Source organism: Rhodococcus sp. 008 (genome assembly GCF_001682295.1).
GTDB lineage: Bacteria > Actinomycetota > Actinomycetes > Mycobacteriales > Mycobacteriaceae > Rhodococcus_F > Rhodococcus_F qingshengii.
On record NZ_CP012749.1, the window covers coordinates 3,134,546 to 3,156,666 of the forward strand.

The window sequence follows — 22,121 nt, forward strand, 5'->3', positions numbered from 1 at the left end:
CCCGTGGACTTCGATCTATTGGGGCCACTGCCTACCGGCACTACGGTGTTGGAAGCGAGCGCCGGAACCGGCAAGACCTACGCGATCGTCGGACTGGCGACCCGTTGTGTAGCCGAAGGTCTCGCCGACATATCGCAAGTTCTGCTGGTGACATTCAGCAGGGCCGCCACTCAGGAACTTCGTGAGCGTGCCAGGGAGAGGTTCGCGGGAGTGTCCGCCGCTCTGGTCGACCCGGAGGCGGCGAGGCGGTCGGATGATGATCTGGTGGCGTACCTCGCCACAGCTGACGACGAGGAGATCGGCGTGCGGCGTCGTCGACTCCTGCGCGCTCTCGCGGAGTTCGACGCCGGCACCATCACGACCACCCACAGTTTCTGTCAGAGGATGCTCGACGGGCTGGGCATCGCCGGGGAACGTGAACCGGACACAACTTTTGTGGAGTCGGTCGACGACCTGATCAGTGAGGTCGTCTCGGATTTGTACCTCAGCCGCTACAGCCGGACGGACTCGTCTCCACCGTTCTCCACGAAGGACGCGCTGGCCATCGCCCGAAGCGCAGTCGGCGATGGTCAGGCAATTCTCGAACCCGACGGCGAGGAGGAGACCGCACCCGGTCAGCGCGTCCTCTTCGCGGCTGCTGCTCGCCTCGAGGTCGAACGACGTAAGCGGACCAAAGGAATTCGCGACTTCAACGATCTGCTCACGCTGTTACACGGTGTATTGACGGATCCGGAATACGGTCCCGTCGCGTGTCGTCGGGTGCGCGAAAAGTTCAAGGTTGTGTTGATCGACGAGTTCCAGGACACCGATCCGTTGCAGTGGGACATTCTGCGGTTGGCCTTCCACGGACACACCACCCTGGTCCTGGTCGGTGATCCCAAACAAGCCATCTATGCGTTCCGCGGGGCAGAAGTCCTGAGTTATCTCGATGCGGTCGATCAGGCGGATGCGCACCAGGAGTTGACCACCAATTGGCGTAGCGACCCAGGGTTGTTGGCGGCACTCGAACACCTCTACGGTGGTGCCGCACTCGGCAACGAAGGCATCGTCGCGCATCCGGTGGAGGCTTCGCACAAGAAGTCTCGGTTGTTCGGCCCGGTGCCGATGCGTGTACGCCATCTGCCCCGTACCGGAGCCGGACCGCTCAATCGTTCGGGATTTCCGGCCGTAGGCAGACTTCGCAGTCGCGTCGCGGACGACGTCGCAGCAGACGTGGTCGCGCTCCTGGGCGGCGATGCCCGCTTGGCAGTCGACGGTGATCCACGCCCGGTCGAACCAGGAGACGTCGCGGTGTTGGTGCGCACCCACAAGCACGTGGCGATGATCCGCGATGCTCTCGATGCCGTCGGTGTACCTTCCGTATTGACCGGAGGGTCCAGTGTTTTCGCGACACCCAGTGCGACCCAGTGGCTGTGGCTGTTGCAGGCGATCGAGCAGCCCCATCGCTCCGATCGTGTCCGGTTGACGGCCCTCTCGCCGATTTTCGGGCGCACCTCCGAAGAACTGGACAAGGACGGCGACAACGTCGTTGCAGAACTTGCAGGTCAACTGCGCTCCTATTCCGGGCTGTTCGCACGCGTCGGGTTTGCGGCTGTGTTCGAAAGAATCTCTGCCGAAACAAAACTGGAGAAGCGTGTACTCGCGGCACCGTCCGGCGAACGAGATTTCACCGATCTGCGGCACGTCGCACAACTCCTCGGTCGCGTCGCCACCGAGGAAGCGTTCGGGTTGAGCGCACTGGTTCGCTGGCTTTCCGATCGGATCAAGGACCCGACGTCCGGGAGCGCCACCGATCGAAGCCGCCGCCTCGACAGTGACGCTGCCGCAGTGCAAATCGCTACGGTGCATGCCACCAAAGGGCTCGAGTTCCCGATCGTCTACGTCCCGTTCAGTTGGGAGAGCGTTGGCGGCTTCAACTCGCCGACGCAGCTGTTGCACGACCCGGAGGGACGCCGCATCCTCGACGTCGGCGGGCAGGAAGGCCCGGGGTACAACGCCAGAAAGACTGTTGCGGAGGCCGAAGAAGCGGGCGAAGAACTGCGGCTGCTGTACGTGGCGCTGACCCGGGCGCAGTGCCAACTCGTGCTCTGTTGGGCACCCAGCTACGGGACCTCCCGCTCGCCGCTGCACCGGTTGATGCTCGGACGTACACCCGGCATCGCCGAACCTGCTCGGGTAGTGAAGGTGCTCGACGACGGTACAACCGCAGCACGGCTCGCAACTTGGCCGGCAGCAGCTTCCGACGTGATCTCGGTGGAACCTGTTGGTCCCCATCCGCCCTCGCCCGTCCAATGGTCCAGAGCGGCTGCGGACGTGACCGAACTGGCCGCGGCGCGTTTCGATCGAGACCTGGACACTCTGTGGCGTCGTACGTCGTACTCGGCACTCACCGCCGGAGCGCACCACGCGGTCACGACCACGGGCAGCGAGGTCGAGGATCCCGAAAAAGACGACGAGCCAGAGGATTCCGTAGACCTCGGGAGCATTACCCCCTCGCCCCTGGAGGCGTTCCCTTCACCCATGAACGGACTTCCCGCGGGCGCCGCATTCGGCACGCTGGTGCATGAGGTGCTCGAGGTGGTGGACACGGCTGTGGCAGATCTGAGAGAGGAACTCGGGATGCGTTGCGCCGAGGCGGTCTCGGTTCGGGCGGCCGAGGTCGACTCCGAAGCACTCGCGGATGCGCTGTATCTGGTGATGCAGACTCCCTTGGGATTCGGAACCTTGGCCACGATCGCGCCGAAAGATCGTCTTCCCGAACTCGATTTCGAACTCCCACTGGCCGGTGGCGACGATCCGGTGTCGATGAGTGTCACACTCCGCGGAGTGTCGGAACTGTTGAGGCGCCATCTTTCCTCCGACGACATTCTGGCGTCGTACGCCGACTATCTGGACCGTGTCGAGACGTCACCGATGCGCGGATTCCTGACGGGCAGTATCGACGCGGTCTTGCGGATCCCGGGCCCGTCGTTCGTGATCGTCGATTACAAGACCAACCGGATCGGTCGCGGCGATCTGACGGCTGCCAACTACACGCGTGAACTCATGGCGACGGAGATGATGCGCTCGCACTATCCGCTGCAGGCACTGCTGTATTCGGTTGCACTGCATCGGTATCTGCGGTGGCGCCTGCCCGACTACGATCCGCACCGTCATCTCGGGGGCGCGCAGTATCAATTCGTGCGTGGGATGCTCGGCCCGGACAGCCCGCCGGAATGCGGTGTCTTCGAATGGAAACCGCCTGCTCAGCTGACGGTTGAACTATCGGATCTGCTGGCCGGTCTTGATGCGTCCCACACAGTAGGGGAGAAGATTCGATGACCGAGGCGCAATTGGCGCAGCGCGCCAAAGGGATCGTGCGAATCTTCAACGAAGCCGGGGTTCTGGTTGCCGCCGATGTTCATGTCGCGACGAGAGTGTGCAGCCTGGGCGGTGAAACGTCGGACGAGGTGATGTTGGCCGCAGCGTTGGCGGTCCGCGCTGTGCGCTCAGGTTCGGTGTGCCTCGATCTGCAACGGATGCGTGATGTGAGCGTCGACAATGCGACGGAGGAGGAACTCACGTCGTTGCCGTGGCCCGAACCGTCGGAGATCGTTGCCGCCCTTCGGCTGAGCCCTCTGGTGATCGGCGGAAACGCCGGACCTCTCAGACCGCTCCGGTTGGTCGACACGGACGACGGTGAACTCCTCTACCTCGATCGATATTTTCTGCAGGAGCAGACGATTCGGCGAGTGCTCGACGAGCGGGCGTCCACGTGGCCGCCCGCCGACCTGAAAGCGGTCCGAACGCGGCTGGATTCGCTGTTCGTCGACGAGAACGGGCCGACCATCGCGCCGGATCGTCAACGGATAGCAGCTGCTCTCGCCGCGACACAGTGGACCACCGTCATCGCCGGTGGGCCCGGAACCGGCAAAACCCATACGGTCGCACGTATTCTCGCTCTCCTGTCGGAGGAACTGGGTTCGAATGCTCGTATCGGTCTGGCCGCACCGACGGGTAAAGCCGCAGCACGGCTGCAGGAGTCCGTACGTGAGCAGACCGCGAGCCTTGGCCTTCCCGAAGAACTCGCGGCCATGACCCTGCACCGCCTACTCGGTTGGCAGCGGGGGAGTTCGAGTCGTTTCAAATACAATGCGACCAACAGACTTCCCTACGATGTGGTCGTCGTCGACGAGACGTCGATGGTCTCCCTTACGTTGATGGCGCGCCTGCTCGAAGCCGTTCGCCCCGATGCCCGGCTACTGCTCGTCGGCGATCCCGACCAGTTGACCTCAGTCGACGCGGGCGCTGTTCTTGCTGATCTTGTCGCCCGCCCGGTAAAGGTCAGTGGAAATCCGACGCTGACACAGTTGGTGGGTGACGATCTCACGGCCACTGGTTCCGAAGAGGCATTGAGTGCGGATGAGCAGGATCGTCTGCGGGGCGGGATCATTCAACTCTCACGCGGGCGCCGCTTCGACGGAGCCATCGCGTCGTTGGCCAGGGCAGTTCGAGCGGGAGATTCCGCTGAGGTTCTGCGTATCCTGCGCAGCGGTGATCCCGCCGTCTCCTTCCATTCGCCCGAGGATGTTGACGCATTGCGCGCCGACATCGTTGCGAGTTCAGAGGTGGTGACGGCGTCGGCCGAGGTGGGTGATGCGATCGGCGCGCTGAAAGGCTTGGAATCGCACCGCCTTCTGTGCGCCCACCGTGACGGACCGTACGGTGTCGGGAGGTGGGCGCAGCAGGCGATGGAGTGGGTCGGCACGGCATCAGGGCAGTTTCTTGACCCGACGAGGTGGTATCCGGGCCAACCCCTGTTGGTGACGGCCAACGACTACGAGGCGAAGATCTACAACGGGGATGCCGGGGTGATCGTGCAGCGTGAGGATGGCGTGCCTATTGCCGCATTCCAGCGGGGCAGTGATGCGTTTCTGATTCACCCGAGCCAACTCTCGTCGGTGCAGACGGTTTACGCGATGACGATTCACCGGAGCCAGGGCAGCCAGTACGACACCGTATCGGTGATGTTGCCGGCCGAGGCGTCGTCACTGCTGACTCGGGAGTTGTTGTACACGGCGATCACTCGCGCCAGAAACCATGTGAGAGTAATCGGCACCGAGGATTCCGTGAGGGCGGGAGTGCAGCGACAGGTACTCAGGGCAAGTGGGCTGCGTCGGGAGATCCGTCCGTACGACGGGCCGTGAAAGTCGGATGTTGCGGATTCTCTTGGTCATTCGTTGTATACGACGAACACCTTGCGTACGGTCTCGGTGACCGTCCACGTACCCTTCCATCCGATTGGGAAGATTGCACTCGTACCGGCAACGAGATGTACGGGATCGCCGTCGTCCTCCTCCACGGTCATGGCGCCGGAGACGATGGTGATGATCTCGCCGCGGGTGAGGAACTCCCACCGCGACTTTCCCGGTTCGCTCTCCCAGACTCCGGATTGAATGCGGCCGTCGTCACTGGTGAACTCGACATCTGCACGAGTGATGATGTCTCCGCCGAGTGGCTCTGCACTGGGTTGGCCGAGCAGTGCTTGCTGGAAGATCCCACTTGCGCTGTTCAACTCTGCGGCACGGAAGGTAATGGTCACAATTCAATCCTGACTTTCGAAACTCATGTGAATCATCGGACTTGTCGATGATGTCGTGTGTCTGCTGAGCCGGGATACATTCACTTGTCGCATCTTTCGGCGTTTCGCTCGTACAGATGTCGAAAGGGTGATCGACCATCATTCAACCGGGGCTCAGGGAACCGTCTCACGCCGAAACATGCCCGAGCCCAGGGAAAACGCCCCCGCGCCGGTGATCTCGAACGGGGGTGATCGGTTGTGTATGAGGGGTTTACGTGGTGGACGCTGTCAACGAGGTGATGAAGCGCTCGGCTGCCGCGTCGACCTCGGCGTCGGGGGTGAGCAACCTCTGTAGCAACAGTCCTCGCAGACATGCGGTTGCGATGATGCTCTGCTGCTTTGCGTCCACCATTGTGAACCCTTCGCGGAGGGCCGCCGCTTCGAGGAGGTGCGCCAAATCGTCGAGGTCGGCGGCGAAATCTTGAAATGCTTTGTGCTCGTAAACCGCAAGTCCGGCCAGGTGAAAAAAGGTGCGGCTTCGATCTTCGTGCTCGGCGTTCGAGTAGAAGGTCCAGATCGCCCTGCACAGGGCCGCGAACCCGAGATCCTTGCCCATCGCGGCGATGACGAGGTTGTCACGGCGGCGAGCTTCCGACAGCACGGCGCTGAGGAGTCCCGGTCGTGATCCGAAGTGATAGGTCAGCAGCGTGTGGTGCACTCCGAGTCGCTCCGCTACTTGGCGCATCGACAGCTTCGGGCTTGGGCCGGTTTCACCGAACTCGTCGAACAGTGCCTGCAACAGTCGCTCTCGACCCTCCCCAACCGGCGATCTCACGCTACCTCCATTGACGGGTTCACCACTGTTGAGTACGGTACCGCATATCGAATTCACCAGTGTTTAGGAGAGTGGTTTCCAATGCTCGGGAGGTCCCTTTGACTGACGTATGGTTTGCCGGCGGCATGGTCGCGGATGGATCGGGCACCGACCCGGTCGAAGTCGACGTGTGCGTGAGTGGCGGCATTGTCACCGCGATCGGACAGGCGCCGTCGGGTTCGACGACAGTTGACTTGGACGGCATGCTTCTGACTCCGGGCCTGATCGATGCTCATGTGCACCTGGGTATTTCGAGTCCGATCCGAAGGCAATTCGGGTTTGAGCTCTCGGCAGCCGAACTGGCTGCGGGCATCTTCGCCACCGCGGGCGATGCCCTCGACGCGGGCTTCACCACGGTGCGAGACGTCGGTGGCATCGACGGCGGAGTCGTCGACGTTATTGCGAGCGGCAAGGTGCGTGGTCCGCGTGTCCTCTCGTGCGGTCCTGTGCAGTGCCAGACCGGTGGACACGGCTACTACGGGGCCGCATGGGAGCCGACCGAGCTGTGGAACATGCACCACATTCCAGGGCTCTGCGCCTTGTCCTTGATGTCGGGCAATGCCGACGAGCTACGACGCAACGTGCGCGAATCGTTCCGCCGAGGCGCAACATTTCTGAAACTGTGCGTCACCGGCGGTGTCGTCGGAGGCCATGACAGCCTCACCGACACACAGTTCACCGTCGAGGAAATCTCCGTGGCAGTGGAAGAAGCAGCGTCGCGCGGCACCTACGTCACGGTCCACGCGCACAACAATGCGGGCATTCGCAACGCGGTGCGGGCCGGCGTCCGGTGCGTGGAACACGGCACCGACATCGATGCGGAGACGGCCCAGCTGATGCGGGAACATGACGTGGCACTTGTCCCCACCTTCGCCGTGGTCGAGCAGTTGGCGGACACCGAAAGCATGGACCTGGACCCGGCAATACGAGAGCGTGCAGCCGGAGTGCGTCAACGCATGGCCAGAGCGCTCGAGGCCTCTCGCGCAGCAGGCCTGAGGATCGGCCTGGGCTCGGACCTCATCGGGCCGCACCAAAAGCGCCGAGGTGAGGAGTTGCACTTGCGCGCGGAGTTGGAGTCGCCGATGCATGCACTCGTTTCGGCCACCAGCGTCAATGCCGACATTCTCGGTATCGGGGAAAGCGTCGGGACGATCCGCGTCGGTATGCAGGCGGACATGGTTGCCTGGCAGCAAGACCCACTCCGAGACGCAAAGGTCTTCGCCGATCCGGACATGGCTGTTCTCGTCGTGAAGTCCGGAAATATCGTCAAGGGAGACGTTCGATGAGCGCAATGCTGCACGGATGCTTTGCAGACACGGAGTACTTCGAAATCACGGCGAAGTCGGGACACAGCTACGGCGTCTGGGTGACCACACCCCCCGGCTACGCGGACTCCATGGATCCCTTACCGCTGATCTACGTGATGGACGGCAACTGGGCTGTAGGTCTTACCGCCCCGCTCATCGTCACGCAGGCAGACCCGTACCTGACGGTCGCCCCGTACATCCAGGTCAGCGTCGGATATGCCGGTGAGGAAGCTGCCAACTGGGCACGGCTCCGCAACCGCGATCTCGTGCCGCCTGGGGAACCGGTAGGCGAAGAAATGATGGCTACTCTCGCCGCTGCTCGCGACTCGGGTGCAATGACCCAGGAGTACGTGGACGCCTACCTCGAGGAGCTGGCAGACACCCACGGGGACGTCTTCCTCGACTTCCTGACCAACGAACTCCACCCTCGCCTGTACTCGTCGGAGCTACGTGTCAGCGAGTCCGGGCACGGACTCTTCGGGTACTCGTACGGAGGCCTTTTCGCCCTCTACGCATGGCTGCGCGACGCGCCCCCATTCGCGACCTTCGGTGCGGGTAGTCCCGGAGTTGTGAACGCCGACAGCCAGATCCACACGCTGGTCGAGGCACTGCCCGAGCGTGGCGTGGGCTCAGTTGTTCCGCAGCTGCACGTCACGCTGAACGAAGCCGAACTGACTGGACCCATTCCGATCTATCGCGGACTGTCACGCAACGTTCTCGCCGTCGTGGAGCAGTTGCATGGCAAGGGACGGTCGCAGGATGTTTCGACCGCGTTGTTGCACGAGACGCACGTAACCGGGCTGCAGGCATCGTTCCTGAGCTACTTGAAGAGCTGCCATGCACGTTAGCTCTCCGTCCCGGAGGCGATGTGCCGCTGACACGTTCTAGGGCGATTTTCCGTAGACGCCGTTGAAGGAGAAGTCGGCTGTGGGTGTCCACCACGTGGTGGACACCCACAGCCGTGTCTATTCAGTTGTCGCGGCTATCGATTCTCCAAGCCGGACAACACTTCTAACCCATGACGGTCCCGGTCGACTCGGCATTGGGTGCCCGAAGGCGGGAGAATGCGCCGAGGTCGATTTCGAGCCCGGTGTGCATCCCGACATAGGTCAAGGGATCAGCGTCGTGATCGTGTCCAGCTTCCACCTGGTCGATGATCCTGGACATGAGGCGCCCAGCGATGGGCGCATTTTTGAATTGGTTCCCGCTGGTGCCTATGGCGACGTAGAAACCTTGCCTGTCTGTCTTGTCATAGATCGGGGTCCAGTCGGATGCTGCGTCGTACACGCCGGCAATACCTTTCGGTTGTGACGGGACCTCCAGGGTGGGGAAACGCCTGGCGGCGCGGAAAACCTGCGCTTCGAACCGGGCAACAGTGCGATTCGGGTTGGCGGTATCAGGATCGTCGATCCACTCGAGCGGATCGCAATCCGGTTCGGTTCCGCCGACAAGGAATCCGTTTCCAGGTTCGGCTCGCATGTAGGTTCCGAGATCCAAATCGGCGATCATCGGGCCGAGGATCTCGTCGTCGTTGTAGCCAGTGGGTGCGGTGACGTGATGAACTTCCTGGCGCAAGGGCCGAACCGAAACCTTGAAGTCGGCCCCGACGTTCGACAGCTTGTTGAACGCTCCTGACCAGGGGCCGGCGGCATTGACGACAATCTTGGATTTCACACTTTCCCCGTCGTCGAGCCCTAGCTGCCAGATGCCGTCAGGCAACTGCTCGACTGCCACCACACGCGTGTTGTATGCGAAAACTGCACCGTGCGAACGTGCTGCCGCAGCAAGATTCGCGGCAGCCAGTTGCGGGTCGTCGACGAACCCCGCCTGAGGTGTGTACAGCGCGCCGAGCGTGGTTTCGGCATCTGCGAAGAAGGACTCCGAGTCGACTGGCTTCGGAGGATAGTATTTGCCGGCGTCGATACCGGGAATCTTCTCGACGAGTGTCGTTGCGTCCCAGAGCTGGTAATCGATTCCTATCTTCTCGAATAATCCGATCGTGCGCGCGTGGGGCGCGACGTCGACATCGAGCAGTGCCATCCCGCATTGCCGAAACTTCGCAAGCGCGCCGTCGACTGTCGCGTTGAGATGCTCGTTCCAGTTTTGCCAGCAATGCAGCGACTCCCAAGCCGCAGCCATACCGTCGAATGTGGAGTAGTTGAACCGGATAACCGCACTGGATGCACTGGTCGAGCCGTAGCCCGGACCACCAGACTTGTCGATGACCAGGACTTCGTAACCTCGAGCGGCCAGTTCGTAGGCGATGGAGCTGCCGATCACTCCAGCTCCGACCACAACTGCATCGGTCTTGTCGGTAGGCACTTTCGGCCTCTCTTTCTACTGATGGCTTTGCCGGATCGAAAGCACAGCTGTTCGATCCGGCAAGCTTGGGTTCTGGTAATTCCGACGCCGTCGACTTCCTCTGGAGAGCTTCATCCCGACTTCTCGGATTCGGCTCTGTCTTAATGAATTTGGCACCTGAAAGTCCAGAGGTGTTCGTCGTCCTCAACTCTCTCGTGGCGGCCATCGGAACGCTATCGACAGCTGCGCAAAAAATCACAGCCGTGGCGCGTCCGTTGTCAGAAATGTTTCGTCGGGCTGCCCTGCGTGGCAGACCAGTTTTTCGTTTCCGGAATCCCTCGCCACAGAATGGGAAGCGCGATCAAAGCGATGGCGGTCGCATAGAAGGCAGGCGACAGATCGCTTCCAGTGGCGTTGACCAGTGTTGCGCACACCAGAGGAGCGGTCCCTGCAAAAAGTGCATATGCGATGTTGTAGGGGATTGCCGTGCCGGTGAATCGCGCATGCGTCGGCATCATTTCGAGAATTACGAGCAAAGCGGACGCGAGTAAGGAAAGCGCGAGGACCAGAGAAGCCAGTGCAACGGCAATCGCGAAAATGTTTCCGGTACCGATGAGCATGTAGCTGGGCACCGAGACGAAAACTGACATCACCATGCCGATTCTGACGAGTGGCCTCCGGCCGATTCGGTCGACTGTGGCGCCGAAGAAGATGAACAGCGGTACTGCGAGAACCAAAGCGCCGGTTGTCATCAGCAGTGCAACCGTGCTCGGAACATCGGCTGAGAGAACCAGAAATGTCGGCATGTAGCCGAGCAGCATATGAGTAACGACACCGAGCGAGGCGAAGTACACGAAGGACGTGAGCAGAGTCCGCCAGTGATTGCGGAACAGATCTGCGAGTGGGCGGGTTGGAAGGGAATCGTTTTCTTGCATTTCCTTGAACGCCGGAGTCTCCTCGACGGCAAGCCTCATGAACAGGCCCACCATGGCGACAACGCCTCCGATGATGAACGGCCAACGCCATCCTCCGTCGGCGAAGTGCTCAGCGCCGACCGAGCTGAATGACAAGACTGTGACCGTGGCCAAGATGCTGCCGACAAATGACGAAGAGCTGATTATCCCTGCGTACAAGCCTCGGCGGTGGGACGGCGCATGCTCGACGACGAAGGTGGCAGCTCCGGTGTATTCGCCCCCGGCCGAGAATCCTTGAACCAATCGGCACAGCAGCAGCAACAGCGGTGCGGCAACACCGATCGAAGCGTACGTCGGTAGGAGACCGATTGCCGCCGTCGAGCAGCCCATGAGCGTAATTGCCAGGGACAGTGACCTCCGTCGGCCGAGGCGGTCACCAAGCCGTCCGAAGAATATGCCGCCGGCAGGTCTGGCCAAGAAGGCGACTCCGTAAAGAGCGAAGGTGGCAAGCAGTGCGCCACTGCCGAACTCCGGAGGGAAGAACACTGTCGCGAGAACTGCGGCAGTGAAACCGTAGATCGTGAAATCGAACCATTCGACGATGTTGCCTGTCGCCCCGGCGATCAGGGCCCTACGGCGCGCCGATCGACGTCCGGGTGACGTCTCGGTTTGATGCTCTACAGGAGCATTTGCTGTGCCGGTCATGATGATTCCTCTCGGGATATGCTGAATGGCAACGGCTTTGCGATATCACGGTCACCGATGTCATTCGAGGTATTCGACATTGAAAGAGGTCGGTGGGATTCGATGTTGAACTGGCGACCGAAGGTCGTTTGTCGATTTCGGGTCGGAGGCGACTTCGTCTGAGGGAGATCGTGCCGGCCGGCCTCGCTCCCCATTACGCAAATCCCACGGCTGCAACAGATCTCGTCGCTGCCACTTCTGCCGGTTTGCGGACCGAGTGAAGACGTCACGGGTCTCGGGTGCTTGGCATGAAGCGAGCCTATGGTGCAAAAGTTAGTTGCATCACTGTCATGTGTTCAATTTTCTACGTAGAAATTTGGGCATATGTTGCAAACCGGAGAGGGGGCTCGTACAGTTCGACCATGGTCGGAGAACTGCAGCATTTGGTGGACACTACCGGGCGCCGACTGGACCGTTCCGTTGCGATCGATGATGTACAGATTCGTCTGCTCGCGTACAACTCGCATGACAGTGCCGTCGATTCAGTCAGAATGAATTCCGTTCTACAGCGGAATGTTTCACGCGAGATCGTAGACTTCATCTACGCGAGTGGAGGCCGTGAAGCCCTCGATCTCTTCACTGTTCCCGTCAACGAAGAACTAGGGCTGACCCTTGGCCGGGTCGGGATGCCGATCCGATACCGCAATGCGCTGCTGGGCTTCGTCTGGCTGTTGACTTCGGAGGGCGAAGTTGACGAGGATCAAGCCGAGGTCTTGAGGCGCACGGCTGATGCGGCAGCGATGATCCTCCACCGCGAACAGTTGCTGGACGAGTTGTCCCGAAGTCGGGAGCGGGAACTTACTCGAGACGTCCTGTCGGGCGAGCGGTCGCTGCGCGAGGACGCGGCAAACAGGTTGGCCGAGGAGGGCTTGTTGGCTGCGGGTCCAGCAGTCGTGGTCACTGTGTTGCTCCGTCCTGGCGACCAGTCGACATTGACCGAAAGAGATCGTCTGAGTGTTGCCGTCGGCGTCGATCAGCTTCGTCGGAGGCTCCCGCGGAACAGTGCAATCCAACTCGACCGCCCCGACCACAGTCTGTTGATCGTATCGGTGGCCGAACGCTCGACTCAAACCCATCTGGTCTCGCTGATCGTGGCAGCCCGGGAGCGAGTCTTGTCTGAAAGTGGGCGCCAGAACATCGAATGTTGGGTCGGTATCGGTGAACCGCGAACCTCGGTTGCACACGTGCGCGAATCCTACGAAGAGTCCAGACGTTCCGCAGATGTGGCCCAGGTCGTCAAGGTGCTCGGAAATGTTGTGCGTTATCGGGATCTCGGCGTCTACGGACTTCTGGCCGAACTGTCGGAGGATCGACTCGAGAACAGTATTCACTCAGGTTTGCAGTCCTTGCTCAGCCATGAGGACTCGAAAAGTGAGGCTCTTCTCGCGACGCTGGAGAGTTTTTTGGACAATGCCGGTGACGTAAAGCGAACGTCAGAGGCGCTCTGTGTGCATCGAGGGAGCTTGTACTATCGCTTGCGGCGAATTCAGGAGATAACACGAGCAGACTTGGCAAACGGCGACGACCGGTTGGCCTTGCATTTGAGCCTGAAAGTCGCGCGGCTGTTGGATCTCCGATGATCCCGATCCGAGAAGAGGGGACTGCGGAAGAATCAAGCGGCTCAACGTAGTTGGCGGCTTTCGATCGTCAAGCGGGATGATTCCGGGGTGGGAAAGGAAGCGCGTCGTACATCGGCCGGGCTGGGTCGGCTTGACCTGCTGAGATGTTCATACGTTTGATCGGGCATCTTCTATTTTCTTGTCGGCAGATGCGGCGGAGCGCAACTTTTTCGGGCATTGAAAGTGCAGAATCGTCGAGATGGGTGTCGAGCTGTGTGAAGAAGGCGCGTTTTTGCAAACCGAAATGACGACGAATTTGGTCTGAGTTCGGTCCCCCGGTACGCAGATGTTCGCGCGCGAACTGGACTATTTGTTGCCGACTGCAAACAGGGGATCTAGCGTCCATTCCCGTTGGCTCCCTTTATGGTTGGATTGGATCAGATACCTGAGTCGGTGCGATTCGTATGCACCCCTTCACCGCAGGTCTGGTCTGATCTTTCCGAAGTCGGAGTCGCGGAGATACATGCAGTTGTTCGAGATCGTTCCCCCGAAATTGAACAAACGCGCCAGACTGGATTGTGGCCATCGAGGCTGTACGTCGATCCATTTGCTGGTTGCTGAACCGGCTGGTCAGTACGACACTGAACCGGTGATGTTGCCGGCCTATCGCCAAACGGTGAAGTGGTTTTGCCAGGAGAACGACACGTTTTTGCCGGCATTCGAGACGACGACTCCGCGCGGATCGACCTCTGGCGGAAGGGGGACCGACCACATCATCTTTCCGTCGCGAGCCCTGATCGAATGCATGCCGGTGTAGTCGCTGAAGACGAAGTGATCGCCATCAGTCGCACCGCTTCGAACCCAGTACGCGTCTTGCCAGGGTGTTTGCCACAGTTGTCGGCCACTCTCGACGTCGAGACCCGAGATTGTGCGGGTCTCCGGCGACGTGACGAGGATTGTTTTTCCTACCACTGCGGCGATGGTGCTTCCTGTCCCGGCCGTCGCGGTGTTGACGATTTGTGAACTGCGCCAGAGTTCGTCACCCGACTCCGGATCGTAGGCGCCGTCGCCGAGAAACATCGGCACCGCCGTCGAGGGCTTACTCGGGTAGGACGACGATGAGTACGAGGGAATCGGTATCGCACGAATCGTGGATCCGTCGGAAGCCAAGAGGTTTTGGGTTCCGGCATATCCCGACCGGCCGCCGACACTGGTGAGGAACAATCCGTTCCCGGTAGGGACAAGCGAATCGCCCTCGAATCGGAATCGTTCGGCGCCGGACTGCAGATCGTAGATTCGATAGCGGTACTGCGGGTCCCCGCCGTCGCCCTGTTCCATCGCAATGACAGTGTCGGTGTGAGGGACCGTGTAGACGGCTCCGAACTTCTCACTTGGTTCGAAGGTACGCACGAAGTTGGCAGTCAAATCGGTTGTGGTGCCGCTGGCAAGAATTCGTGTTCGAACCGTTCCGTCCATCCTTTCGCCGGACGTGTACACGGTGTCTCCGGCGATGGTGGCGCCATTGAGATCGAAGTCGGTTCCGAGGTCGGACATCAGAGTTCCGGTCGCGGTATCGACAAAGATCATCCGTCGATCGCCCCAGCACGCGATGATCGTGGATTCGTTCTGCTGACTGCACTGGCCGATGACTCCGCCGATTCGCGTTTTCCACAGCGGACTTCCGTCGTCGGGATTCACCCCGACGAGTGTGACGGCACCGACTCCCTGACTCGACGAAGACTCGTCGGTCTTGGGAAGCGGATAAGCAGTCGCGGCCACCAGCACGTCACCGACTTGGTACGTGTTGCCGTAGCCGTAGTAGCTATCGAGCGTGGAAGGCATCGACAGCAGCACGTCCCCGGGGTTGTCCGTGAGCGCTCGGACATCGAGTTCCCAGGCTTGTTGCGGAGGATCGGAGAGGTCTACGTCGACAACGCCTTGCTCGACGATCGGACCGCCTGTCTTCTGCTTCGGCCATGCCGCATCACTGGAGTCGGAGATTACCGATACGACGATGAACGCGATCGCCACGAGCAATGCCAGTCCGAGTGCGACCAGTTTCCAATGTTCCTTCAACCGAAGCTGCATCGAAAGACCGTAACCGATCGATCAAACTGATCGGTTCGTTTCGCGGACGGCCGGCACGATGTCGATCGCGAGATCGAGCCCACGTGCTCGGTGTGACGAAGTGTGGTGGCCTCGTACGCACGAGACCACCACACCGACGGCGTCAGACGTAAGGCGAGTACGCCGGAAGATCCAACTGACCGTTGCCGGACAGCCCGATCACGATCACCTCGGGTTCGGTGACGGCACGGGCGTGAGCGATAGCGCCGGCAACCGCGTGGGTTGATTCCGGAGCCGGGATGATTCCTTCGGCGCGGGCGAAAATCAGACCTGCCTGGAGTGCGTCGTCCTGATCGACGGCAATTGCATCCATGAGTCCGAGGTTGACCGCGTGCGAGACCATCGGCGACATGCCGTGGTAGCGGAGGCCACCGGCATGGATGGCCGGCGGTACGAAATCCTTACCCAGAGTGTGCATCTTGAGCAGCGGCGTCAGGCCGGCGACGTCACCGAAGTCGTAGCGGTACTCGCCCTGGGTGAGGGACGGGCATGCCGACGGCTCGCAGGCGACCAGACGAGTCTTGGTGCCTTCGCGAAGGTTTCGTCCCATGAACGGGAAGGTGAGTCCGGCGAGGTTGGAACCGCCGCCGGCGCAACCGAACACGGTGTCGGGGACGGCGTCGCCGGCTTCTTCGAGCTGGACCATTGCTTCCTGACCGATCACGGTCTGGTGCAGCATGACGTGGTTCAGCACGCTACCGAGTGAGTAGTGCGTGTTCGGATCCTGCGCAGCGACCTCGACGGCCTCACTGATGGCCATACCGAGCGAGCCGGTGGTGTCGGGATGCGACTTCAACAGTGCGCGTCCGGCTTCCGTCAGGTCCGAAGGCGACGGGTGACAGATTCCGCCGTACGCCTCCATCTGGATGCGTCGGTACGGCTTCGAATCGAAGGACGAGCGAACCTGCCATACCTCGACGTCGAGTCCGAGCAGCGCGCCCGCGAACGACAGCGACGCACCCCACTGTCCCGCACCGGTTTCGGTGGTGAGCTTGGTGGTTCCCTCGATTGCGTTGTAGTAAGCCTGCGCGACAGCAGTATTCGGCTTGTGTGAACCGACCGGGCTCACGCCTTCGTACTTGTAGTAGATGCGGGCAGGTGTGCCGAGAGCGCGCTCGAGTCGATGCGCGCGGAACAGGGGAGAGGGCCTCCACATGCCGTAGATCTCGCGAACCGTCTCCGGGATCTCGATGTAGCGCTCGGTTGCGACTTCCTGCGCGATGAGGTTCATCGGGAACAGCGGCGCCAAGTCCTCGGGGCCGAGCGGCTCACGAGTGCCCGGATGCAGGTGCGGGGGAACAGGCTCGGGGAGGTCAGCCGCCAGGTTGTACCAGTGCGTCGGCACTTTCGACGGGATGGAGACGCCCAAAGGCTCGAGCGAACGGTTGAGTGGGGTGGTGGTCAACTAACTCTCCTTCGTGGATTCGGTACCTGATCTTGGCGGTCGTAGCGACGACGCGTACGGCATTTGCCGGATCGGGGATCCTGAGAGGAGCCTGCTGGACCACCCGATATCGGTCCGGGCAGCACGCAGTTGCGGCTGACCGTCAGCGGTCGGGCCACCAGAGGTGCGCAGTGAGCAGGGTCACGAGCCGATCGTACATCGGCACTCGCACCCTGCTCACGTCGGGCGCGGCTACATTTTCGCCATCCTCCGTCGGCTCAGCGGAAAATCATGCACGTCGTAGTTCCGTGCGCCACCAACTTGCCGTTCTTGTCCAAGACCTTGCCCTCTGCCGTCGCGGTACGCCCGCCCACGTGAATGACGCTGCCGTGGGCTGTCAGTTCGTCACCGTCGAGAGGCACCGTGCGGATGTAGTTGAGCTTGAGTTCGAGGGTCGTGTAGCCGACGCCGGCCGGAAGCATCGTGTGTACCGCGCAGCCCATGACCGAGTCGAGCAGCGTTGCGCAGATGCCGCCGTGCACAGTGCCGAGCGGGTTGCTGAAATCGGCGCGCGGGGTCAGGGCGAAGCTCACGGATCCTTCGTTGACCTCGCGCATCTCCATGCCGAGGAGGCGTCCGATGCTGGGTCGGTCGTTGACCTGCGTTCCCATCCAGCGGAGAAGTTCGAGGCCTGTCATCTGCGCCGGATCGACGGTCGCGGTTGTCTCGTCACTCATTGTTTCATCCCATCACTATGTAGGTCGTCATACATAACGTAGCGTATGAGTCGACAGGTGTACCGACGGCCGAAGGATCTGTGACATGGCAGAGCTGAGCTCACGTGATCGCATGATTCGCAGTGCGGTTGAACTGATCAGCCGCAACGGTGTCGACGCGACGTCCTTCAGCGACGTCATCAAGCACAGCGGCGCACCCCGTGGGTCGATCTACCACCACTTTCCTGGCGGTAAGACCGAGTTGATGGTCGAAGCCGTGCGCGCGGCCGGTGCGATCATCACCAGACGGATCAGCTCGGCTGCGGCTACCGGTTCCACGGCCGACGTGATCGAAGCGGTCGGAGACATCTGGCGACTCAATCTCACACGCTCGGACTTCGCGATCGGCTGCCCGGTGATTGCCGGCGGGTTGGCGCGTGCCAGTGAGCCAGAAGTCGCGGAAGTGTCGGCTGAGGTCATGCTGGGATGGCAGAAGTTGATCGAATCGCAACTCGAAACTGCGGGTTGTCCTGCAGTGCAGGCAAAATCGATGGCAAACCTGACGATCACGTCGGTCGAAGGTGCAGTGGCGGTGTGCCAGACGACTCGAAGTATCGAGCCGCTCGAACAGGTCATCGCTTCACTGCAGGGGCTCTCTCGTTCTGAGGCTTGGTCCCGCTGAGCCTTCGGGGGTTGACTTCGGTCGTCAAGTATCCGTAACTTCATGTAACGGCTAATTGGGCAGGAGTAGGCGATGACACATTGGTTCGACCTCGAACCGGTCGGTGTCGATTTCTTCGACACGGCACCGCATATCTTCACGTACTCGATCGATCTCGCCGCCGAACCTGACGCCGTCTGGGCCGGTCTGACCGCCGACGAGCCTTTGTCGTGGTGCCGACTGCTCACAAAAGTGCACTACACCTCGCCGCGCCCCTACGGCGTCGGCACGCGCCGAATCGCGGAGGTGGGCGGCGGTGCGATGCAGATGCGCGAAAAGTTCATCACCTGGGACGACGAAACGCGTCGGCACTCGTTTTACGTCGAACAGTCCAATGTTCCGCTGTTCCAATCCTTCGCGGAGGACTACCGCGTCGACGAGCTCGCAGTGGGTTCGAGACTGCAGTGGAATTTTGCATTCTCGCCGCGTCCGAAGCTGTCGCTCGCGGTGCGCGGCGGGCTACCGGTCAACTCGCTGATCTTCTCGAGCTTCGTGCGCGATACCAAGCGGCACTTCGGTTCTGCGCCACGCCATTGACTTTCTTCCCTTCATACGAGAGGCATCCATGACCACGCTCGGAGAATCATTGACTTTGCCCTGCGGGCAGATCCTGCGGAATCGCACGATGAAAGCTGCGCTCAGCGAGGCTCTGGGTGACCGCACTCATGGACCGTCCACTCGCTTGGAAACGCTGTACGGTCGTTGGGGCAGTGGCGGGTTCGGTTTGCTGATCACCGGCAATGTCATGGTCGATCGATCGCAGATCGCCGAACCGGGCAATGTCGTCGTCGACGACGATCGTGATGCCGAAGCACTGACTGCCTGGGCCAAGACCGCCAAGAACGGCGGCGCCGAGATCTGGATGCAGCTGAACCACCCAGGGCGGCAATCCAACCCGATTGCCAGCAGAGGTAGACCGGTCGCCCCGAGCGCGATCGCGCTGAAGATTCCGGGAATGGCGACGCCGCGAGAACTCTCGACCGCTGAGATCGACGAGATCATCGACAAGTTCGCGGAAACCGCTCGCGTCGCCGAGTCCTCCGGCTTCGGGGGCGTGCAGATACACGCAGCGCACGGTTATCTTGTTGCGCAGTTCCTTTCGCCCTTGTCCAATCAGCGGACGGACGAGTGGGGTGGAGATCCTGAGCGTCGACGACGCTTTCTGATCGAGATCGTTCGGCGCATACGCTCTGCCGTTGCTCCGGGATTCGCGGTCTCGGTCAAGCTCAACTCGGCTGATTTCCAACGAGGTGGATTCTCGGAAGACGAGTCGCGAGAAGTAGTGCGCGCGTTGACCGAAGAGTTGGTGGATCTCATCGAGATCAGCGGTGGCAGTTATGAATCGCCGGCCATGATGGGTAAAGCGCAGAAGCAGAGCACTCGCGATCGAGAGGCATATTTCCTCGAGTACGCCGAGACAGTCCGAGCGATTGCCGGCGACATTCCCTTGGCGGTCACCGGCGGCTTCCGCTCGCGATCGGCGATGGTCGAGGCACTGGCTTCCGGCGCGTGCGACGTGATCGGCCTCGGCCGGCCGACGATCACGATCCCCGACGCGGCAACCGTTCTCCTGGAATCGGATCGGGAACGATTGACCGTGCCGACTGTTGAGTTCGGAGCGCGGAAGTTGTTGGGGAAGGTTGCCGACATCTCGATGCTCGACGGTGCACTCGACCTGCAGTGGCATACCGATCAGCTGCACCGGATGGGCGACGGAAGCGAGCCGGATCCGGCTCGGCCGTGGTGGAAGACCCTCGGAACGATGGTGAGGCGAAACGGATTCGATGCGCTTCGCCCCACCAAACGAGCGGCTTGATCAGTTCGGTGCACCGATGTTGAGTTCATCGGGATGCGCGCCGACGCGGGTGCCGTCGTCGAGAGTGTCGATTTCGCTCAGGTCGAGATCGGTGAGTTCGAAGTCGAATACGTCGATGTTCTGAGCGATTCGAGCATCGTGTACGGATTTCGGGATGACGATCAGGCCGTTCTGAAGGTGCCAACGGATCAGGACCTGCGCGGCAGTCTTGCTGTGGCGGTCACCGATTCGAGTGATGATCGGGTCGGTGAGCAGGGTGTTGGGCTTGGACGCCTTACCCCAACCTGCGTTACTGGTACCGCCGAGTGGGCTCCACGATTCGACCTTGATCCCGTGCTCGGCGGCCTTGTCGCGAATGGCGTGCTGCGTGAGGTGCGGGTGCAGTTCCACCTGATCGACTGCGGGCAACAATCCACCGCGTTCGACGAGAAGCTGCAGATGATGCGGCTCGAAGTTGCACACCCCGATTGCCTTGGCGCGGCCCGATTCCGCGATCTTTTCGAGTGCGTCCCACGTGCGGAGGAGTCGGTCGTTGTCCTGCAGAGGCCAGTGGATGAGGTAGAGATCGACGTAGTCGACGCCGAGCTTGTCGATGCTGGTGTCGAAAGCCTTCAACGCCGGCTCGTAGCCCTGATCTGCATTCCAGAGCTTCGTGGTGAGGAAGATGTCCTCTCGCGCGACGGACGAGTTGGCGATACCTCGTCCGACGCCCTCTTCGTTTCCGTAGGCGGCAGCGGTGTCGATGTGCCGGTAGCCGGCCTCGTCGAGTGCGAACCGTACTGCATGCTCGGTTTCGTCGTTGGTGGCCTGCCAGACTCCGAGGCCGAGTTGCGGGATCGTGGTTCCGGAATTCAGCGTGATGTCAGGAATGCTCATGGATCAAGGCTAGCGATCTCGAGCTGTCCTTGCCTGGGTCAGAGAGTGGTAGCCGAGTACCCATGCGCCGCTGCAACACTGTCGGACAGGAGCAGGCCGTCGTGTGTGCTCAGACCTGACCCCAGGCCGGGAACTGTCGCGACCGCGTCCTTCCACCCCTTGTCGGCCAAGGCGACGACGTACGGAAGCGTCGCGTTGGTGAGTGCGTAGGTGGACGTACGGGGGACCGCTCCGGGCATGTTCGCAACGCAGTAGAAGACCGAACCGTGAACCTGGTACGTCGGATCGGCGTGCGTGGTCGCGTGTGAATCCTCGAAGCAGCCGCCCTGGTCGATGGCGATGTCGACCAGGACAGAACCCGGCTTCATACGCGCCACCAGGCTGTTGGAGACGAGAGTCGGCGCCTTCGCCCCGGGGACCAGCACTGCGCCGATGACCAGGTCGGCGTCGAGTACTGCCTGTTCGAGTTCGAGGCTGTTGGACGTGATGGTCTTGACCTGGCCGTGGTACAGCTCGTCGATTTCCCGCAGGCGCGCGATCGACAGGTCGAGAACGGTGACGTCGGCTTGCATGCCGTAGGCCACGGCGATGGCGTTCTTGCCGGAGACTCCCGCACCGATCACCACGACCTTGGCGGGGCGCACTCCGGGGACGCCGCCCATCAGAACTCCGCGTCCGCCGCCGTGACGCATCAAGTGATAGGCGCCCGCCTGCGGTGCCAGGCGTCCGGCTACTTCACTCATCGGGGCGAGGAGGGGCAGTGAACCGTCGGAACCGACAACTGTTTCGTAGGCGATGGAGGTGGTCTTCGACGTCAGGAGCGCGTCGGTGCATTCCTTCGACGCCGCCAGGTGCAGGTAGGTGAAGAGAACCTGATCCTTACGGAGTCGCGAATACTCCTCTGCAATAGGTTCTTTGACCTTCAGGAGTAGATCTGCGTCCGTCCAGACCTGATCGGCAGATCCGAGGATCTGCGCGCCCGCGGCCTTGAAATCCTCGTCACTGAACGAGGAGCCGACGCCTGCACCCGTTTCGATGACGACCTCGTGCCCTCGGCCGACCAGTTCGTGGACGCCTGCTGGGCTGATGGCCACGCGGTACTCGTGGTTTTTGATCTCGCGGGGGATTCCGACCTTCATGACACGGCTCCGAACTGAGTCTGTTGTTTCTTCGAATGGCAGGTGCCAAGCATGAAGTTTCGTCGCCAGATAGTGAAGAGAAG

General features: G+C 61.3%; 17 protein-coding genes. 8 read left to right on the plus strand and 9 right to left on the minus strand.

All coding sequences use genetic code 11. The features are described 5' to 3' along the window. Positions 1–3: 3 nt before the first annotated feature. Positions 4–3,321 carry a UvrD-helicase domain-containing protein gene (locus AOT96_RS14655; protein ID WP_065351925.1) on the plus strand — a complete coding sequence of 1,106 codons (3,318 nt, stop codon included), beginning with the start codon at positions 4–6 and terminating at the stop codon, positions 3,319–3,321. After that, complete coding sequence (gene recD, locus AOT96_RS14660; RefSeq protein WP_064688602.1) at positions 3,318–5,186, plus strand: exodeoxyribonuclease V subunit alpha; 1,869 nt, start codon at positions 3,318–3,320, stop codon at positions 5,184–5,186. The genes AOT96_RS14655 and recD overlap by 4 nt, the downstream gene beginning before the upstream one ends. Positions 5,187–5,212: 26 nt before the next feature. On the opposite strand, the gene AOT96_RS14665 is transcribed toward recD, so the two are convergent. Together AOT96_RS14665 and AOT96_RS14670 are read right to left on the minus strand one after the other, a co-directional pair. Continuing rightward, a complete protein-coding gene (locus AOT96_RS14665; RefSeq protein ID WP_007734139.1) occupies positions 5,213–5,581 on the minus strand; it encodes a cupin domain-containing protein in 369 nt (122 codons plus the stop codon). Positions 5,582–5,831: 250 nt separating this feature from the next. Continuing rightward, a complete protein-coding gene (locus AOT96_RS14670) occupies positions 5,832–6,395 on the minus strand; it encodes a TetR/AcrR family transcriptional regulator (RefSeq protein WP_007734140.1) in 564 nt (187 codons plus the stop codon). Between the two features lie 98 nt (positions 6,396–6,493). Here AOT96_RS14670 and AOT96_RS14675 point away from each other — a divergent pair, with 98 nt between their 5' ends. Then, positions 6,494–7,720: a metal-dependent hydrolase family protein gene (locus tag AOT96_RS14675; protein ID WP_225989611.1), complete on the plus strand. Its 1,227-nt coding sequence runs from the start codon at positions 6,494–6,496 to the stop codon at positions 7,718–7,720. Then, a complete protein-coding gene (locus AOT96_RS14680) occupies positions 7,717–8,589 on the plus strand; it encodes an alpha/beta hydrolase (RefSeq protein WP_064075156.1) in 873 nt (290 codons plus the stop codon). Before AOT96_RS14675 ends, AOT96_RS14680 begins: the two co-directional genes overlap by 4 nt. 163 nt (positions 8,590–8,752) lie before the next feature. On the opposite strand, the gene AOT96_RS14685 is transcribed toward AOT96_RS14680, so the two are convergent. Beyond that, the gene (locus AOT96_RS14685) at positions 8,753–10,063 is read right to left on the minus strand and encodes an NAD(P)/FAD-dependent oxidoreductase (protein ID WP_065351926.1); all 1,311 of its coding nucleotides are present in this window, start codon (positions 10,061–10,063) and stop codon (positions 8,753–8,755) included. A 257-nt stretch (positions 10,064–10,320) separates the two neighbouring features. Beyond that, on the minus strand, positions 10,321–11,661 hold the full coding sequence (locus AOT96_RS14690; RefSeq protein WP_065351927.1) for an MFS transporter: 1,341 nt from the start codon (positions 11,659–11,661) through the stop codon (positions 10,321–10,323). A gap of 401 nt (positions 11,662–12,062) precedes the next feature. On the opposite strand from AOT96_RS14690, the gene AOT96_RS14695 reads away from it, so the two are divergent. Further along, positions 12,063–13,280, plus strand: a complete 1,218-nt coding sequence (locus AOT96_RS14695; RefSeq protein ID WP_007734149.1) for a PucR family transcriptional regulator — start codon at positions 12,063–12,065, stop codon at positions 13,278–13,280. A gap of 642 nt (positions 13,281–13,922) precedes the next feature. Here the strand turns inward: AOT96_RS14695 and AOT96_RS14700 are convergent. From AOT96_RS14700 to AOT96_RS14710, 3 genes are all read right to left on the minus strand, one after another. Further along, positions 13,923–15,347 (minus strand): outer membrane protein assembly factor BamB family protein, encoded by a 1,425-nt coding sequence (locus AOT96_RS14700; protein ID WP_065351928.1) that lies wholly within the window; start codon positions 15,345–15,347, stop codon positions 13,923–13,925. 142 nt (positions 15,348–15,489) lie between these two features. Continuing rightward, the gene (locus AOT96_RS14705) at positions 15,490–16,791 is read right to left on the minus strand and encodes a TrpB-like pyridoxal phosphate-dependent enzyme (RefSeq protein ID WP_065351929.1); all 1,302 of its coding nucleotides are present in this window, start codon (positions 16,789–16,791) and stop codon (positions 15,490–15,492) included. 257 nt (positions 16,792–17,048) lie between these two features. After that, positions 17,049–17,507 (minus strand): PaaI family thioesterase, encoded by a 459-nt coding sequence (locus AOT96_RS14710; RefSeq protein ID WP_003945940.1) that lies wholly within the window; start codon positions 17,505–17,507, stop codon positions 17,049–17,051. Between the two features lie 85 nt (positions 17,508–17,592). On the opposite strand from AOT96_RS14710, the gene AOT96_RS14715 reads away from it, so the two are divergent. The 3 genes from AOT96_RS14715 (at position 17,593) to AOT96_RS14725 (ending at position 20,023) form a co-directional block, all read left to right on the plus strand. Next, on the plus strand, positions 17,593–18,168 hold the full coding sequence (locus tag AOT96_RS14715; protein ID WP_065351930.1) for a TetR/AcrR family transcriptional regulator: 576 nt from the start codon (positions 17,593–17,595) through the stop codon (positions 18,166–18,168). A gap of 72 nt (positions 18,169–18,240) precedes the next feature. Next, positions 18,241–18,744 (plus strand): SRPBCC family protein, encoded by a 504-nt coding sequence (locus AOT96_RS14720; RefSeq protein ID WP_019746932.1) that lies wholly within the window; start codon positions 18,241–18,243, stop codon positions 18,742–18,744. Positions 18,745–18,772: 28 nt separating this feature from the next. Beyond that, positions 18,773–20,023 carry an NADH:flavin oxidoreductase/NADH oxidase family protein gene (locus tag AOT96_RS14725; protein WP_065351931.1) on the plus strand — a complete coding sequence of 417 codons (1,251 nt, stop codon included), beginning with the start codon at positions 18,773–18,775 and terminating at the stop codon, positions 20,021–20,023. On the opposite strand, the gene AOT96_RS14730 is transcribed toward AOT96_RS14725, so the two are convergent. Together AOT96_RS14730 and ald are read right to left on the minus strand one after the other, a co-directional pair. Next, positions 20,024–20,899, minus strand: a complete 876-nt coding sequence (locus tag AOT96_RS14730; RefSeq protein ID WP_007734162.1) for an aldo/keto reductase — start codon at positions 20,897–20,899, stop codon at positions 20,024–20,026. Between the two features lie 38 nt (positions 20,900–20,937). Continuing rightward, positions 20,938–22,038 carry an alanine dehydrogenase gene (gene ald / locus AOT96_RS14735; protein ID WP_003945541.1) on the minus strand — a complete coding sequence of 367 codons (1,101 nt, stop codon included), beginning with the start codon at positions 22,036–22,038 and terminating at the stop codon, positions 20,938–20,940. Positions 22,039–22,121: the final 83 nt, after the last annotated feature.